This is a genomic window from Aeromonas sp. PrichA-15 (assembly GCF_017939245.1).
Lineage (GTDB): Bacteria > Pseudomonadota > Gammaproteobacteria > Enterobacterales > Aeromonadaceae > Aeromonas > Aeromonas caviae.
This window is the reverse complement of sequence record NZ_JAGKRH010000090.1, coordinates 1-13985: the sequence shown is the minus strand read 5'-3', so window position 1 is coordinate 13985 and position 13985 is coordinate 1. Positions and strand designations below refer to the sequence as shown.

At 61.8% G+C, this 13985-nt stretch carries 11 protein-coding genes and 3 pseudogenes; 10 read left to right on the top strand and 4 right to left on the bottom strand.

What is annotated here, in order from left to right; all coding sequences use genetic code 11:
- Positions 1 to 197: 197 nt before the first annotated feature.
- On the bottom strand, positions 198 to 401 hold the full coding sequence (locus tag J9889_RS13130; RefSeq protein WP_210556952.1) for a DUF2892 domain-containing protein: 204 nt from the start codon (positions 399 to 401) through the stop codon (positions 198 to 200).
- A gap of 85 nt (positions 402 to 486) precedes the next feature.
- Here J9889_RS13130 and J9889_RS13125 point away from each other — a divergent pair, with 85 nt between their 5' ends.
- From J9889_RS13125 to J9889_RS13105, 5 genes are read left to right on the top strand one after another with little or no spacing between them, the layout of a single operon-like run.
- Positions 487 to 801 (top strand): metalloregulator ArsR/SmtB family transcription factor, encoded by a 315-nt coding sequence (locus J9889_RS13125; RefSeq protein ID WP_210556951.1) that lies wholly within the window; start codon positions 487 to 489, stop codon positions 799 to 801.
- The gene (locus J9889_RS13120; protein WP_171269915.1) at positions 801 to 1214 is read left to right on the top strand and encodes a YeeE/YedE family protein; all 414 of its coding nucleotides are present in this window, start codon (positions 801 to 803) and stop codon (positions 1212 to 1214) included. The genes J9889_RS13125 and J9889_RS13120 overlap by 1 nt, the downstream gene beginning before the upstream one ends.
- A gap of 13 nt (positions 1215 to 1227) precedes the next feature.
- Positions 1228 to 1674 carry a YeeE/YedE family protein gene (locus J9889_RS13115; RefSeq protein WP_210556950.1) on the top strand — a complete coding sequence of 149 codons (447 nt, stop codon included), beginning with the start codon at positions 1228 to 1230 and terminating at the stop codon, positions 1672 to 1674.
- Positions 1675 to 1713: 39 nt separating this feature from the next.
- On the top strand, positions 1714 to 2733 hold the full coding sequence (locus J9889_RS13110; protein ID WP_160837221.1) for an efflux RND transporter periplasmic adaptor subunit: 1020 nt from the start codon (positions 1714 to 1716) through the stop codon (positions 2731 to 2733).
- Entirely contained in the window at positions 2726 to 5896 is a 3171-nt protein-coding gene (locus J9889_RS13105) for an efflux RND transporter permease subunit (RefSeq protein WP_210556949.1), read from the top strand. Before J9889_RS13110 ends, J9889_RS13105 begins: the two co-directional genes overlap by 8 nt.
- A gap of 33 nt (positions 5897 to 5929) precedes the next feature.
- On the opposite strand, the gene J9889_RS13100 is transcribed toward J9889_RS13105, so the two are convergent.
- Entirely contained in the window at positions 5930 to 8317 is a 2388-nt protein-coding gene (locus J9889_RS13100; protein ID WP_227263737.1) for a diguanylate cyclase, read from the bottom strand.
- 467 nt (positions 8318 to 8784) lie between these two features.
- On the opposite strand from J9889_RS13100, the gene J9889_RS13095 reads away from it, so the two are divergent.
- Positions 8785 to 9798 carry a lipoate--protein ligase gene (locus J9889_RS13095; protein ID WP_041205367.1) on the top strand — a complete coding sequence of 338 codons (1014 nt, stop codon included), beginning with the start codon at positions 8785 to 8787 and terminating at the stop codon, positions 9796 to 9798.
- A gap of 176 nt (positions 9799 to 9974) precedes the next feature.
- Positions 9975 to 10592, top strand: a pseudogene (locus J9889_RS13090) (aspartate aminotransferase family protein); the annotation flags it as partial.
- Positions 10593 to 10662: 70 nt separating this feature from the next.
- On the opposite strand, the gene tnpA reads toward J9889_RS13090, so the two are convergent.
- Entirely contained in the window at positions 10663 to 11079 is a 417-nt protein-coding gene (tnpA, locus tag J9889_RS13085; protein ID WP_210556948.1) for an IS200/IS605 family transposase, read from the bottom strand.
- On the opposite strand from tnpA, the gene J9889_RS13080 reads away from it, so the two are divergent.
- From J9889_RS13080 to J9889_RS13070, 3 genes and pseudogenes are all read left to right on the top strand, one after another.
- Positions 11026 to 11277: a helix-turn-helix domain-containing protein gene (locus J9889_RS13080; protein WP_246878089.1), complete on the top strand. Its 252-nt coding sequence runs from the start codon at positions 11026 to 11028 to the stop codon at positions 11275 to 11277. The two genes, tnpA and J9889_RS13080, sit on opposite strands and share 54 nt — an antisense overlap.
- A gap of 166 nt (positions 11278 to 11443) precedes the next feature.
- A complete protein-coding gene (locus J9889_RS13075; RefSeq protein WP_349237012.1) occupies positions 11444 to 12523 on the top strand; it encodes a transposase in 1080 nt (359 codons plus the stop codon).
- A 43-nt stretch (positions 12524 to 12566) separates the two neighbouring features.
- Positions 12567 to 13643 (top strand): annotated as a pseudogene (locus J9889_RS13070) (pyridoxal-dependent decarboxylase); the annotation flags it as partial.
- A gap of 33 nt (positions 13644 to 13676) precedes the next feature.
- On the opposite strand, the pseudogene J9889_RS13065 reads toward J9889_RS13070, so the two are convergent.
- Positions 13677 to 13841: pseudogene (locus J9889_RS13065) on the bottom strand (IS1595 family transposase); the annotation flags it as partial.
- Between the last annotated feature and the right edge of the window lie 144 nt (positions 13842 to 13985).

Genomic DNA, 13985 nt, shown 5'->3' with positions numbered 1-13985 from the left:
GGGACACGCCGTTTTAGCCTGTGGAGGCGTGGTGCAATCAGGCCGCCCGATGAAGCAGGAACCCGGTACTGCGCGAGCAGCTATCACCCAGTAATGGGAATCCCCCTCCTGTGACGCGAAGCGCTAAGGTGGGGGAGGATGTCAAAATGAGCCTCCGCTCTATTACACGGCTCCTGTGAGCCAATATGTCCGCCTGCCTATTTGAGCCCCATTCGCCTGAGCACGGCGGCGGCGGGACAGAACCCGGTGAACGCGCTCTGGATCAGGTTGACCCCGACAAACAGGTTGACCCCGACAAAGACGCTCAACCAGACAAAACCCGGGTGGACCCAGGCCGTGAGCAGCTGCGACAGCAGCAACATGCCACCCGCGACCACTCTGACTCCGTTATCGACGGTCATTTCTCGTCTCCTTTTGTTTAGTGATTGCTAATTTAGAGTTGTTTTATACAATGGAACAAATATCAGCAATTGCTAATTTAATCTTATGAGCCACTTCGACGAGATGAACCGACATGCGACAGCCGCCGCCGGCCTGCTCAAGGCGCTGGCTCATCCCGAACGCCTGATGGTGCTCTGCCAGCTGGTGGAAGGGGAGATGGGGGTCGGGGAGCTGCTGGCCCACAGCCAGCTCGGGCAGTCGGCCTTCTCCCAGCAACTGTCGGTATTGAAGCGCCAGGGCCTTGTCCGCTCGCGCAAAGTCTCCCAGCAGATCTACTACTCCCTGGTGAGCGAGGCGGCGGCCGATGTGCTGGCGGCGCTGCAAACCCATTTTTGTCACTCAGAAAATAAGGAATCTTGATGATGGAAAGCCAATGGCTGCTCTCTTTGGGCGGCGGCATGCTGGCGGGGCTGTCGGCCCTGATCCTGATGTTGTTCAACGGCCGGGTTGCCGGGATCAGCGGCATTCTGGCCGGCGCCTTGCAACACCGGGCGCCGTGGCGGGTGCTGTTTCTGCTGGGGCTCGGGGCGGGCGCCTGGCTGGCGTTGACCCTGGGTTGGGCCACCATGCCTGCATTCACCACGCTGCCCGGCTGGCCGGTGGTGCTGCTGGCCGGTCTGCTGGTCGGTATTGGTACCCGTCTTGGCAATGGCTGCACCAGCGGCCACGGCATCTGTGGCATGGGGCGGCTCTCCCTGCGCTCCATCGTCGCCACCCTGATCTTTATGGCGGCAGGCTTCATCACCGTCTTCGTCACTCATCATCTGCTGTAAGGAGCTGATCGCCATGAAGTTGCTGACAAGTTTGTTTGCGGGCCTGCTGTTCGGGCTGGGGATGGCCATCTCCGGCATGGTGGATCCCGCCCGGGTCACCGGTTTTCTCGATCTGGCGGGGGCCTGGGATCCCAGCCTCGCCTTCGTGATGGGAGGCGCCCTGCTGGTCTTTATGCCGGGTTATTTTTTGCTGGTGAAACCCCGTCGACAGAGTGTGCTGGGTGAGCCCATCGTCGCCGTCCCCACCCCCAGGCTGGATCGCCGCCTGATCGGCGGGGCCGCGCTGTTCGGGATCGGTTGGGGCCTGGTCGGCATCTGTCCAGGGCCCGCCTTGAGTCTCATTTCCAGCGGACAGCCCATGATAATGTTGTTTATCGGGGCCATGGCGGCCGGGATCCTGCTGGTGGACAAGGTCTGGAACAGGGTGCTGGAGAAGGCTCGCCAGCACCGTACTGCCTGAGTTTTCAAGGTGCCCATGAGCCAGGGAAGGAGAATCATGATGAACACAATCCGGTTGCTGGTGACCACCCTGCTGGTCATGACATCCACCCTGGTGGCGGCCGAGGAGGCCAAGGGGTTGCTGACGCTGACCCCGCAGCGCGTCATCGACTGGCTCACCCTGAGCGGTACCGTGAGCGCCATTCATCAGGGGACGGTCGCGGCCCAGACCAGTGGCCGCGTCTCCCGCATGCTGGTGGATGTGAACGACGAGGTACAGGCCGGGCAGCCCCTGCTCGAGATAAGCGGCAAGGAGCAATCTGCCGCCCTGACCGGCGCCGAGGCGCGGGTGGCCAGGGCCCAGGCCCAGCAGGTGGAGGCCGAGCGCCAGCTCACCCGTTATCAGGCCCTCATCGCCAAGGGGGTGATCACCCGGGCCCAGCTCGACAACGCCCAGGCAACGGATCGGGCCGCCCGCGCCGAGGTCAATGCCGCCGAGGCCGCCCTCATCCAGGCCCGGGAAGCCTACGGCTATACCCGCATCCTCGCCCCCTACGCTGGGGTGGTGACCAAGCGGCTGGTAGAGCTGGGGGAGACAGTCGCCCCGGGTACCCCGCTGCTCTCCGGCTTCTCCCTCGATACCTTGCGGGTGGAGGTGGAGTTGCCACAATCCGCCCTGACGCTTGCTCGTGAGCCTGCGGATGTGCAGGTGCTGCTGCCCGATGGCAAGACTCTAACCCCCGCCAAACTGACCCGCTTCAACTATGCCGACAGCCAGACCCACGCCTTCCGGTTGCGCCTCGACTTGCCGCCGCACACCGCCGGGGTATTGCCCGGCATGTGGCTCAAGGTGCAGCTCAAGCGGGGTGAGCGTCTGGTGTTGCAGGTGCCGGACCGCGCCCTGCTGCGGCAAGGGGAGTTCAACGGCGTCTATCTGCAGCAGCCCGCTGGCTGGGTCCTGACGCCGGTGCGGGTCGGCGATTGCGTCGAGGGACAGTGCGAGATCCTGGCCGGTCTGCAAGCCGGCGACAAGCTGGCCCCCGATGCCTGGGCGCAGCAGCAGGAGGTGGCCCATGAGTAGCGAGCTGAGCGGCAACAGGGAGAGGCTGGGGCCTGCCGGTCGGCTGGCGGCGCTGTTTCAGGGCTCGGCCATCACCCCGCTGCTGGCGCTGGTGGGGTTGCTACTCGGCCTGTTTGCGGTGCTGGTGACCCCCAAGGAGGAGGAGCCGCAGATCGATGTCACCTTCGCCGATGTCTATATCCCCTTCCCGGGGGCCACCCCGGCTGAAGTGGCCTCTCTCGTCACCACCCCTGCCGAGCAGGTGGTCTCCCAGATAAAGGGGATCGATACCCTCTACTCCTTCTCCCAACCCGATGGGGCCCTGCTGGTGGTGGTGTTCAAGGTGGGGGTGAGCCGCGAGCAGGCCATCGTCGATCTCAACAACCAGCTCGACTCCCACCGCGACTGGTTGCCACAGGGGATCGGGGTCGGTCAGCCACTGGTAAAACCCCGGGGGATCGACGATGTCCCCATCGTCAGTTTGACCTTATGGAGCAAAGATGGGAGCAAGCAGCTGGGTGCCCCCGAGCTGACTCGGGTCGCCCATGAGCTGGAGACCGAACTCAAGCGGATTCCCGGCACCCGCGATATCTACACGCTGGGCAGCCAGAGCGCCGTGCTGCGGGTGATGCCGGATCCGGCGGCCCTCAGCGCCCACGGCATCAGCTGGGGCGAGCTGAGTCAGCGACTGGCAGCCGCCAATCAGGTGGGCACAACACAGGCCATCGAGCAAGACAACAGTGAGATCAAGGTGCAGGTGGGGCAGTTCCTGCAAAGCGAGCAGGAGGCTAGAGAACTGGTGGTGGGGCTGCACGACGGCAAGCCGGTCTATCTGGGGGAGGTTGCCAAGGTCTCCCTAGGTCAGGAGACCCCGACCAAGCGCAGCTGGATGGGGCTGGGGGATCGCAGCTATCCGGCAGTGACCCTGGCTATCGGCAAGCAGCCGGGCCAGAACGCGGTCGAGGTGGCCAAGAGGGTAGAGGCGCGGGTCGAGAGTTTGCAGAATCGGCTGATCCCTGCCGGGGTCGAGGTGACGGTGACCCGTGACTACGGCGTCACCGCCGAGACCAAATCCAACACCCTGATCGGCAAGCTGATCTTTGCCACCACGGCGGTGGTGTTGCTGGTGCTGGTGAGCATGGGCTGGCGCGAGGCACTGGTGGTGGGCGTTGCCATCGTCATCACCCTGGCGCTGACCCTGTTTGCCAGCTGGGCCTGGGGCTTTACCCTCAACCGGGTGTCGCTGTTTGCGCTGATCTTCTCCATCGGCATTCTGGTGGATGACGCCATCGTGGTGGTGGAGAACATCCACCGCCATCGCGGTCTGGGCAAGGGGGCGCTCAAGGATCTTATTCCGGGGGCGGTGGACGAGGTGGGGGGGCCGACCATACTGGCGACCCTGACCGTCATCGCGGCACTGCTGCCGATGGCCTTTGTCAGCGGCCTGATGGGCCCCTACATGAGCCCCATCCCCATCAATGCCAGCATGGGGATGCTTATCTCCCTGCTGGTGGCCTTTATCTTCTCACCCTGGCTGGCGAGCCATTTGCTCAAGGGGGAGGTACACGGTGTCCACGGCGAGGCCAAGGTCGGTCTTTTTCACCGGCTGATGACCCCTTTTCTGATCGGTGATGGGGCCAAGAGAGCGAGGCACAAGCTCTGGCTGGTTATCCTGCTGCTGGTCGGGGCAGCCGCCGCCATGCCAGTGGTGCAGTGGGTGGTGCTCAAGATGCTCCCCTTTGACAACAAATCGGAGTTCCAGCTGGTGCTCGATATGCCGGAGGGGGCGACCCTGGAGCAGACTGAGCGCACCCTGCTGGCGGTCGGGCGGGAGCTTGCCAAGGTGGAGGAAGTGAAGGACTACCAGATCTACGCCGGCAGTGCGGCCCCCATCAACTTCAACGGGCTGGTGCGCCACTACTTCATCCGCAGCGGCGCCAACGTGGGGGACATCCAGGTCAATCTGGTGGACAAGCATGAGCGCCATCGCAGCAGTCACGAGATTGCCCGGTCGGTGCGTGCGCCCTTGCAGGCCATCGCCAGCGCGGCAGGGGGCAATCTCAAGGTGGTGGAGGTGCCCCCGGGACCGCCTGTCTGGTCACCCATTGTCGCGGAAGTGTATGGCCCGACGCAGGCCGCCCGTGAAGCCGCTGCCCGCGCCGTACAGGCCCGCTTTGTGGCCACGGCGGATCTGGTGGACGTGGACATCTATCTGACCGACCCCCAGCCCAAGTGGCGGCTGGTGGTGGATCGCGCCCAGGCGGCCCTGCTCGGGGTCGATCTTGGGGATCTGGTGGCGACCCTCAACGGGGGCGTGGGTTATCAGGATGCGAGCTGGCTGCAGGGGCAAGGCGCCAAGTATCCGGTGCCGATCCGCATCGAGCTCGCCCCCGGTGACAAGCGGGATCTGACCGGCATCCTGGCTCTCAAGGTGCGCAGCCAGAGCGGCCAGCTGGTGCGGGTCTCCGAGCTGGTGAGCCGTCGTGACGAGGTCGCCCCCAGCTACCTCATGCACAAGAACATGCAGCCCATGGTGATGGTGGTGGCTGACATGGGCGGCCATGCCGACAGCCCGCTCTACGGCATGTTTGCCGCCGGTGCCGACATCTCGCTGCCACAGTATTACGTGCATCAGCCCGACAAGCTGGGGGAGGTGGCGCTGTTGTGGGACGGGGAGTGGAAGATTACCTACGAGACCTTCCGCGACATGGGGCTAGCCTACGGGGTGGGGATGATCCTCATCTACCTGCTGGTGGTTGCCCAGTTCCGATCCTATCTGGTGCCGCTCATCATCATGGCACCCATTCCACTCACCCTCATCGGGGTGATGCCGGGTCACGCCCTGCTGGGGGCCCAGTTCACCGCCACCTCGATGATCGGGATGATCGCCCTGGCCGGGATCATCGTACGCAACAGCATCCTGCTGGTGGACTTTATCGAACAGCAGCGGGCGAATGGCGTGGCGTTCGAGCAGGCGGTGATTGCGGCGGCCCAGGTGCGGGCCAAACCCATCATGCTGACGGCGCTGGCGGCGATGATCGGGGCCCTGTTCATCCTCGATGATCCCATCTTCAACGGTCTGGCCATCAGCCTGATTTTCGGGATCCTGGTTTCCACCCTGCTCACCCTGGTGGTGATCCCGCTGCTCTACTACAGCCTGCTTGTGCGCCGAAGTCAGAGGTAAACACAGGGGGCCAATGCCCCCTGTTTTCTGGCATCACACCGCCTCGCGGGCATCGCAGGTTTTCATCAGGGGGAAATAACGGCGATCCGCCTGGCTCATGTGACCCACGACCAGCTCCTGGATGATGAAGTTGAGCAGGGCGTCGTTGCCAAGGGTGCCCGCCTGTGCGGCCGCCATCAGCTGACCGGCTTTTTTCAGCAGATGCTGGTGCTCCTGGCGATGGGCCGCCAGCTCCTCATAGCCATATTGCGCGAGGACCTGCTCTTCGAGGAGGAAGTGCTGGCGCGCCATCTCGAATATCTGCGCCATGTCTGCCAGCAAGGCATCGGGATGGATGCCGGGATCCTGCATGTGCTCGAGCAAGCGGTTGGCCAGCAGGTAGAGCTGGCGGTGGTCCGCATCGATGCGGGGGTGGCCGCATGCGTGGGCGGGCTGCCATTGCAGGGTGCCGGGGAGGGGATCCTGCCCGGTGGAAAACAGGCAGACCCTGCCCCGGCCATGGTGCTTGGCTTGATACATGGCCTGATCGGCGTGGTGCATCAGGGTCTTGGGGTCGGTGCCGTGATCCGGATAGAGGGCGACCCCTATGCTGCCGGAGATGCGCAGCGCCTGCTGCTCAAGCTGGAAGGGGTGATGCAGGCAGTGGTGCAGCTTGTCGGCGACCGCGAGGGCCGAGGCATCCGTATCGGGCAGCATGATCACGAATTCGTCCCCCCCAAGGCGTGCCACCAGGTCTTCTTCTCTGACGCACTCCCCCATGCGCTCGGCCACCAACTTGAGCAGCAGGTCGCCGGTTTCGTGGCCGAAGGTGTCATTGATGGGTTTGAAGTGGTCGAGATCGATGAAGACCAGGGCCAGGGGCTGCTGGGGAGCCTGCTCCAGGGTCTCCTTGAGCCGCTGTTGCAGCAGGCGGCGGTTGGCCAGGCCGGTGAGGGGGTCATAGAAGGCGAGGCGGCGCATCATCTCCTCCCGGGCCGAACGTTCGGTGACATCCCGGGTCACCCCCAAAATGGCGTCCGGTCTTGTGCTGGTGCTGCCGTGCAAGGTGGTGACCGTCTCGATGGTCACCAGATGACCCTGCTTGTGGCGCAGCTGGGAGTGGATGACGCACCGGGTCTGCCCATGATCCCCCCGTTGCCAGGCCTCGAGGGAGGCGGTGATGCCGTCGCGAAGCTGTTTCCAGGACTCATCGGGGAGCAGCTGGCGCAGGGAGAGGGCAAAGAGTTCTGCGGGCTCATAGCCGCTCAGGGACGCGATGGCGGGGCTGATGTAACGAAAACGCAGGCTGTCGGTGTCCATGGTCCAGATCACGTCGCCGCTGTTCTCCGCCACGAAGCGGTAGTGCTGCTCGCGCTGGGCCAGTTCCCGGGTGAGCCGCTGTCGGTCACTGGCCTCTTCCCGCAGACGCAGATAGAGGTGCAGGAAGACGCCGAGCAGGGCCAGCAGGGAGAAAGAGATCAGCATGGCGATGGCCACGCTCCTGTCGAGCAGTTGGCGCTGCTGACGAAGGCTCGCCTGGGTACTGTTGTAGAGAAAGGGGGTGAGGTTGGGCACCGCCTTGATCATCCCGGCCTCCTGGTAGGTGCGGGCGATCTGCTGCCAGCGATCCTGCTGCATGTAACCGGGCTCGATGATGTCGGGCTGCATCAGGGCCCGGGTTTCACGGGCCTCGAAGGCGAGCGCCTCGCGCCCGGCCCCGCTGGGGTAGTGCTCCAGGATCAGGTTGATCATCTCCTCGGGATGATCCATGGCATAGCGCCACCCCTTGAGGCTGGCCTGCAAGAAGCGCTGGACCCGCTCCTGCTGGTTGATGACCTCACTCTCCGAGGTGAAGAGGTTGTCTCCGTAAAAGTCGTAACCGATGTCGCGGGGGCTGAACACCCGGAAGGGAATGCCCTGTTGCTGCAGGGTGAAGGGCTCGGTTGTGCTGTAGGCGCTGATGACGTCCGCCTGGCCCCTCAGCAGTGCCTGGACCCCCCGTTCGTAGGGCAGGGTCTCCCACTGCCGGCTGCGGGTGTAGCGATGCAGGTAGGTGAGCAGCTCGTTGGAGCCGGGTTCGAGCATCAGCCGCTTGTTGGCCAGATCGCCCGGGGTCTGGATATCCGGCCGCTCCAGGGTGATGAGCATCAGGGGGGAGTGCTGCAACATGGCGGCGAGCACCACCACAGGGCGGCCTGCTGCCCGGGCCAGCAGCAGATCGCTGCCGCGGATGCCGAACTGGGCGCGACCCGTGGTGACTTCATTGATGACGTCGGTGCCCGGCCCCGCCTCCCGCAGGGTGACCTGCAGGCCGGCCTCCCGGTAGAACCCCTTGGCGATGGCGGCGTAGTAACCGGCAAACTGGAACTGGTGCTGCCAGGGAAGTTGCAGGATGACGCGCTCATCCGCCCTGAGGTGAGCCGTGGTCAGGGTGGCAATCATCACCCAGAAGGGCAGAAGCCAGCGTACAGGCTGGCGAGATGCATCGGACTCCGTCATACCGCTGTTCTCTCGGGAGGTGCTCTTCTGGCTAGAGTCAAACAATTTCCTGTTATTCGCAAGGGGAGCAAGCCCCAATAAGATGGGGCGCGGGAGGCATTAAAAGTCATTTTTGTGTCATTCATCACGTCAATGGGCGTCACGGCTCATTTTGAAACCTTGTCAACCCGTCACCGGCCGGTGACAAGGGCATTAGGTGTCATTCCAGGAGGGATGGCTGCCGCCTCTCTTCTCGCCTGTTAATGACAAACTGCGTGTTTTCTGCAATTCCCTCTTATCTTCTCCTGTCGTATCAGAAGTTGATGCTCTTGTCCGTGTCGGGTGTCGACCTGTGGCGGTCGGGGGACGCCTTCCTTCGTTCAGGGTGGTATGGTAGTCATCCGTTTCCTGTTTTCCGAGAAGGTCCTGTCATGTCTTCCTTGCGCCTGCTGCTCTCCGACTCCCACGATCCCCTGTTCAACCTCGCGGTGGAGGAGTGCATCTTTCGCCAGATGGACCCGGCCCAGCGGGTGCTGTTCCTGTGGCGCAACGACAATACGGTGGTGATAGGCCGGGCCCAGAACCCCTGGAAGGAGTGCAACACCCGCCGCATGGAAGAGGACGGGGTGACCCTGGCCCGGCGCAGCAGCGGGGGCGGCGCCGTGTTCCACGACCTTGGCAACAGCTGTTTCACCTTCATGGCGGGCAAGCCCGGCTATGACAAGAGCGTCTCCACCGCCATCGTCATTGATGCCCTCGCCAGACTCGGCGTGAGTGCTTTTGCCTCCGGGCGCAACGACCTGCTGGTGGCGACCCCGGACGGGGATCGCAAGGTGTCGGGTTCGGCCTACCGGGAGACCCATGATCGCGGCTTTCACCACGGTACCCTGCTGCTGGACGCCGATCTCGGCCGCCTCGCCCACTACCTCAATCCCGACCCCAAGAAGCTGGCGGCCAAGGGTATCAGCTCGGTGAGAAGCCGGGTGGCGAACCTTGGCGAGCTGTTGCCTGGCCTGGGTCATGAGCAGGTGGTGCAGGCCCTGTGCGACGCCTTCTTTGCCCATTACGGTGAGGTGGTGCCGCCCGAGCACATCTCCCCCGAGCGGATGCCCGACCTGCCCGGCTTTGCCGAGACCTTTGCCCGCCAACGCAGCTGGGAGTGGAACTTCGGCCATGCTCCCGCCTTCAGCCACCTGCTGGAGGAGCGCTTCCCCTGGGGCGGGGTCGAGCTTCATTTCGACGTGGAGAAGGGGGTGATAGGACGGGCACAGATTTTCAGCGACACCCTGGACCCTGCGCCCCTGGATGACCTGGCCGCACGCCTGCCCGGGGTGGCCTATCGTCCCGAGGCCATCGACGAGTTGCTGCGTCAGTGGCGGGCGACGTTTTCGGCCAACCCCGAGCTGGAAGGGTTTTCGGCATGGCTGCTGACCGCCCTGCGCTGACCTTGCCCATGACCAGGATCACAAGATGAACAGGGGAAAAGAGGGAAGAGGGGGCGCGGCGCCCCTCAGGGCGCCAACATGACAAAAAGTAGGGCAGACCATTAGTTATTGTCTCTGTTGATAGAGGTGTCACTGGAGTATAAAAACCGCACCTCAGCAGTATCAATGGTATAAAAATGAATCACTTGGTCTATCTGAAAGATGAGGGCGTCAACGCCGTCTCCCCCGAATTCGCTCGCCGTTTTGCCACCGTCAAAGCCCACTTCTTCTCGCGCAACCCCGATCTCTGGCCGGTCTTTCGCGAGCCCGGTTTTGCCACCCTCAACGAGTTTCGCGCCCGTGGACTGGCCCCGGCTGCGCGCCTCAACGCCTGGCCCGATGGCCGCGCCCGTCTGGCGGATCTCTGCGAGACCATGCCGGTGCCAGCCACCATGCGCACCCCGGGCGAGCCCATGGCCGAGCTGCTGTTTGCCGGCGCCTTGTCAAAGGACTGGGAGAACCCCTCCAGCGTCGAGAACGTCATCACCATGTCGGCGGATCCCGCCATCTACGGCGCCCAGATGGGGATCCTCGCCAACCCCAACCTGGTCTACTCCGAGTATGCCGGGGTGGCCGAGGAGCTGGAGAAGAAGGTGGTGCGCCAGATAGCGCTGCTGGCGGGTTACGACCCGGCCCGCGCCACCGGCATCTTCACCCAGGGGGGGACGTTTTGTAACCTCTATGGCTACCTGCTCGGCATCCGCAAGAGCCTGCCACAGGCCAAGCACAAGGGGCTAGGCCACTATCAGGATTACCCAAAAGCACCGTAAAGCCCCGTCATTCATGGCGGGGATATAAGGTGTGAATGGCGTAGCCGTTCCATGGTTAATGAGGTGTTTGCTGTTGCTCGATGTACTGCCGGATGATCTCTATCGGAGCGCCGCCACAACTCGATGCAAAGTAAGATGGCGACCACAACATGCCCTTGTAGTAGAACTTGGCGGCGATGTCTGGCCGCTCTTTTCGCAGCACCCGACTGGATGCCCCTTTTAGGCTGTTCACCAGCGCCGATAATGCCACTTTTGGCGGGTAATTCACCAGCAGGTGAACATGATCAACCTCTCCATCCATCTCTTTTAGCTCTGCTTCAAAGTCAGCGCAGATCTTGGAGAACAGCTCTCTAAGGCGGTCGATGGCGGCGTTGTCGAATACTCTTCTGCGATATTTCGTCACAAAGACCAAATGAACATGCATAGAGAAAACGCAGTATCTGCCAGTTCTAATGTCATTGATTTTGCTCATAGACCAAAGTATATTATAGCCATGCAACGACTTCAAGCCTTCAAATATGAACTTCGGCCAGACGGCCAGCAACAGCTGCGAATGCGCCGCTTCGCTGGTTCATGCCGTTTCGTGTTCAACAAGGCGCTGGCGTTGCAGCAGGAGCGCTTTGAACAGGGCGAGAAAAAGCTTGGCTATGCGGCAATGCTGTTCAGATAAGCACTTTTTTGACTGATTATTCATAAATTGGATTTGAGTTGAGGGGGCAAGGCTGTGTCCAGTCGATCTTCCTCCAGCCTTTATCCAGCGGGGCTTGCAATAGAAAGAGGGAGGCATCATGCCTCCCTCGATTTTTTGTCCTGATACTACGTAGACTGGAACTCAAATTCTCTTAAGTGAACAGCATTGTGGCTATGCGGAGCTGTGTAAACAGCTCACCCAATGGAAGTCGGAAGACTCAACCGCTTGGCTTGCCGAAACGCCATCCCAACCCTTGCAGCAAACGCTAAAAGATCTGGAGCGAGCCTACACTAACTTCTTCGCCAAACGCGCCGATTTCCCTCGCTTCAAAAAGAAGGGTTTATCCGACAGCTTCCGCTATCCGCAAGGTTTCAAGCTCGATCAGGCCAATAGCCGTCTGTTCCTGCCTAAGTTGGGTTGGCTACGCTACCGCAACAGTCGGGATGCGCTCGGGGTGATCAAGAACATTACCGTGAGCCAATCAAGCGGTAAGTGGTATGCCGCTATCCAGACCGAGCGAGAGGTTGATGTGCCCGTTCATCAAGGCACAGCTGTTGGCCTCGATATGGGGATTAAACGCTTTGTCACCCTGTCAGATGGCAGCCACAAAGACCCACTCAATAGTTTCAAGGCTCACGAAAAAGCCTTGCGCAAAGCGCAGCAGGCGATGAGCCGCAAAGTCAGATTCAGCCGCAATTGGAAGAAAGCGAAAGCCCGTATTCAGCGCATCCAGACTCATATCGGCAGTGCCCGCCGCGACTACTTGCATAAGATCTCGACCGCCATCAGCAAAAACCACGCGCTGGTCTGTGTTGAAGATTTGCAGGTGCGAAATATGTCCAAGTCAGCGGCGGGCACAACTGACACGCCTGGGCGCAACGTGCGAGCCAAGTCGGGCCTGAATAAGGCTATTTTAGATCAAGGCTGGGGCGAGTTTCGGCGTCAGCTCGACTACAAGCTGGCTTGGAATGGCGGGCATTTGATAGCGGTGCCGCCGAAGAACACCAGCCGAACGTGCCCATGTTGCGGGCATATCTCGGCTGATAATCGTCAAACACAAGCTACGTTCGAATGTGTGGAGTGTGGTTTTAAAGAAAACGCCGATCTGGTCGGCGCGATCAATGTGTTAAGGGCGGGACACGCCCAGTTAGCCTGTGAAGTGAGTGGTGCAATAAGGCCGCCAGCAGCAGGAACCCACCGAAGCGAATTAGGCGTAATCGTCTAACCGCAGTAGGAATCCCCGTCCTTTAGGGCGGGGAGGATGTCAACGCATCATCAACTCCCAGGGCGGCCACTACTCCAACATCACCAACCTCTCCCTGCTCGGGGTGGACATCGAGAACAAGACCATCCGCATCCAGGTGGGCGAGAACAACGACATCGATCTCGACCACCTCGAGCGTACCCTGACCGCCTGCTTCGCCCTTCATCACGTGGTGCCCACCATCATGCTCACCATGGGCACCACCGACACCTTCGGGGTGGATAGGGTCAAACCCGTGGTCGAGCTGCGGGATCGCCTCTGCGAGCGGTTCGAGGTGGCGGTCAGGCCCTACATCCACGTCGACGCCGCCATCGGCTGGTCGATGATCTTCTTCCTGGACTACGACTTTGCCGCCAACCCGCTCGCCATCAACGCCGCCACCCTGGCGGGGATCGAGCGCAACGTGAGCCGCTTCGCCGAGCTCAGATACGCCGACTCCTTCACCGTGGACTTCCAGAAGTGGGGCTATGTGCCCTACACCTCCAGCTTGGTGATGATAAAAGAGCAGGACGATCTCAAGGCGATGGAGAACGATCCGGAGCACTTCTCCTACTTCGAGCGGGACATCCAGGGTCAGACCCACCTGCAATCCACCATCGAGTGCTCCCGCGGGGCGAGCGACCTGTTCGGTGCCTATGCGGCCCTCAACTACCTGGGGGTGGAGGGGTATCGCACCGTGCTTGCCCACTGCCTGCAAAACGCCAACTACTTCCGCTTCCGGTTAAGCCAGCTCGGCAACGTCAAGCTGGTGGCCCAGGAGAACCAGGGGCCCAGTGTCGGCTTCAAGATCTACAACTCAGAGTGGGTACAGGACCCCGAGGCCGAGTTCGCCTTCGAGCTGGCCCGCTCCAGCGATCCCGCCTACAAGGCGCGCCTGCAGCGCAACACCGACTACCACCGCAGCCTGTTCAAGGGACGTGGCAAGGTAGGGCTCTACACCAACTGGGTGGAGGCGGTGGCACACTCGGAATACGACGAGCGAGGCAAGTATTCCTACATCGCCGGCGAGAAGGCGGTCTTCATGAACCCCGCCTGCGGCCGCGAACAGATCGACGCCTTTATCGCGCATATTCGTGGCTGAAATAGCCACATGTTGTGATGTCATAAATAAAGGCTATGTCCCAATTACGTGTTGCATGGGGCGCCCCAGCGCCTCCTGCAAGCAATGTGGGATAGTCACTTCCCGTCCATAGCGCTCCAGCATCCTTCGCCAACCCAGATAATTCCTCAGATAGTGGGTCGCTACCCACCCATGGAACCGCTCCATCCACTCTTTCAACGTATCTATTCACCAGGACGGGGTTGACGGCATCAGTTCTGCCGGGATGGGATAATCTGTCTTCTCGATGCACGCCCTGACCACGGCCCTCAACCACTCCTGTGGGCAGCGGCCCAATCGCTTGCCGGTCTCCACCAACGACAG

Excerpts from the sequence above, each read along its gene's own strand:
- J9889_RS13115 (WP_210556950.1), top strand. The coding sequence starts at position 1,228 with ATGAAGTTGCTGACAAGTTTGTTTGCGGGCCTGCTGTTCGGGCTGGGG.
- J9889_RS13095 (WP_041205367.1), top strand. The coding sequence starts at position 8,785 with ATGTCTTCCTTGCGCCTGCTGCTCTCCGACTCCCACGATCCCCTGTTC.
- J9889_RS13130 (WP_210556952.1), bottom strand. The coding sequence starts at position 401 with ATGACCGTCGATAACGGAGTCAGAGTGGTCGCGGGTGGCATGTTGCTG.
- tnpA (WP_210556948.1), bottom strand. The coding sequence starts at position 11,079 with ATGAGCAAAATCAATGACATTAGAACTGGCAGATACTGCGTTTTCTCT.
- J9889_RS13080 (WP_246878089.1), top strand. The coding sequence starts at position 11,026 with ATGCATAGAGAAAACGCAGTATCTGCCAGTTCTAATGTCATTGATTTT.
- J9889_RS13125 (WP_210556951.1), top strand. The coding sequence starts at position 487 with ATGAGCCACTTCGACGAGATGAACCGACATGCGACAGCCGCCGCCGGC.
- J9889_RS13100 (WP_227263737.1), bottom strand. The coding sequence starts at position 8,317 with ATGATTGCCACCCTGACCACGGCTCACCTCAGGGCGGATGAGCGCGTC.
- J9889_RS13120 (WP_171269915.1), top strand. The coding sequence starts at position 801 with ATGATGGAAAGCCAATGGCTGCTCTCTTTGGGCGGCGGCATGCTGGCG.
- J9889_RS13105 (WP_210556949.1), top strand. The coding sequence starts at position 2,726 with ATGAGTAGCGAGCTGAGCGGCAACAGGGAGAGGCTGGGGCCTGCCGGT.
- J9889_RS13110 (WP_160837221.1), top strand. The coding sequence starts at position 1,714 with ATGAACACAATCCGGTTGCTGGTGACCACCCTGCTGGTCATGACATCC.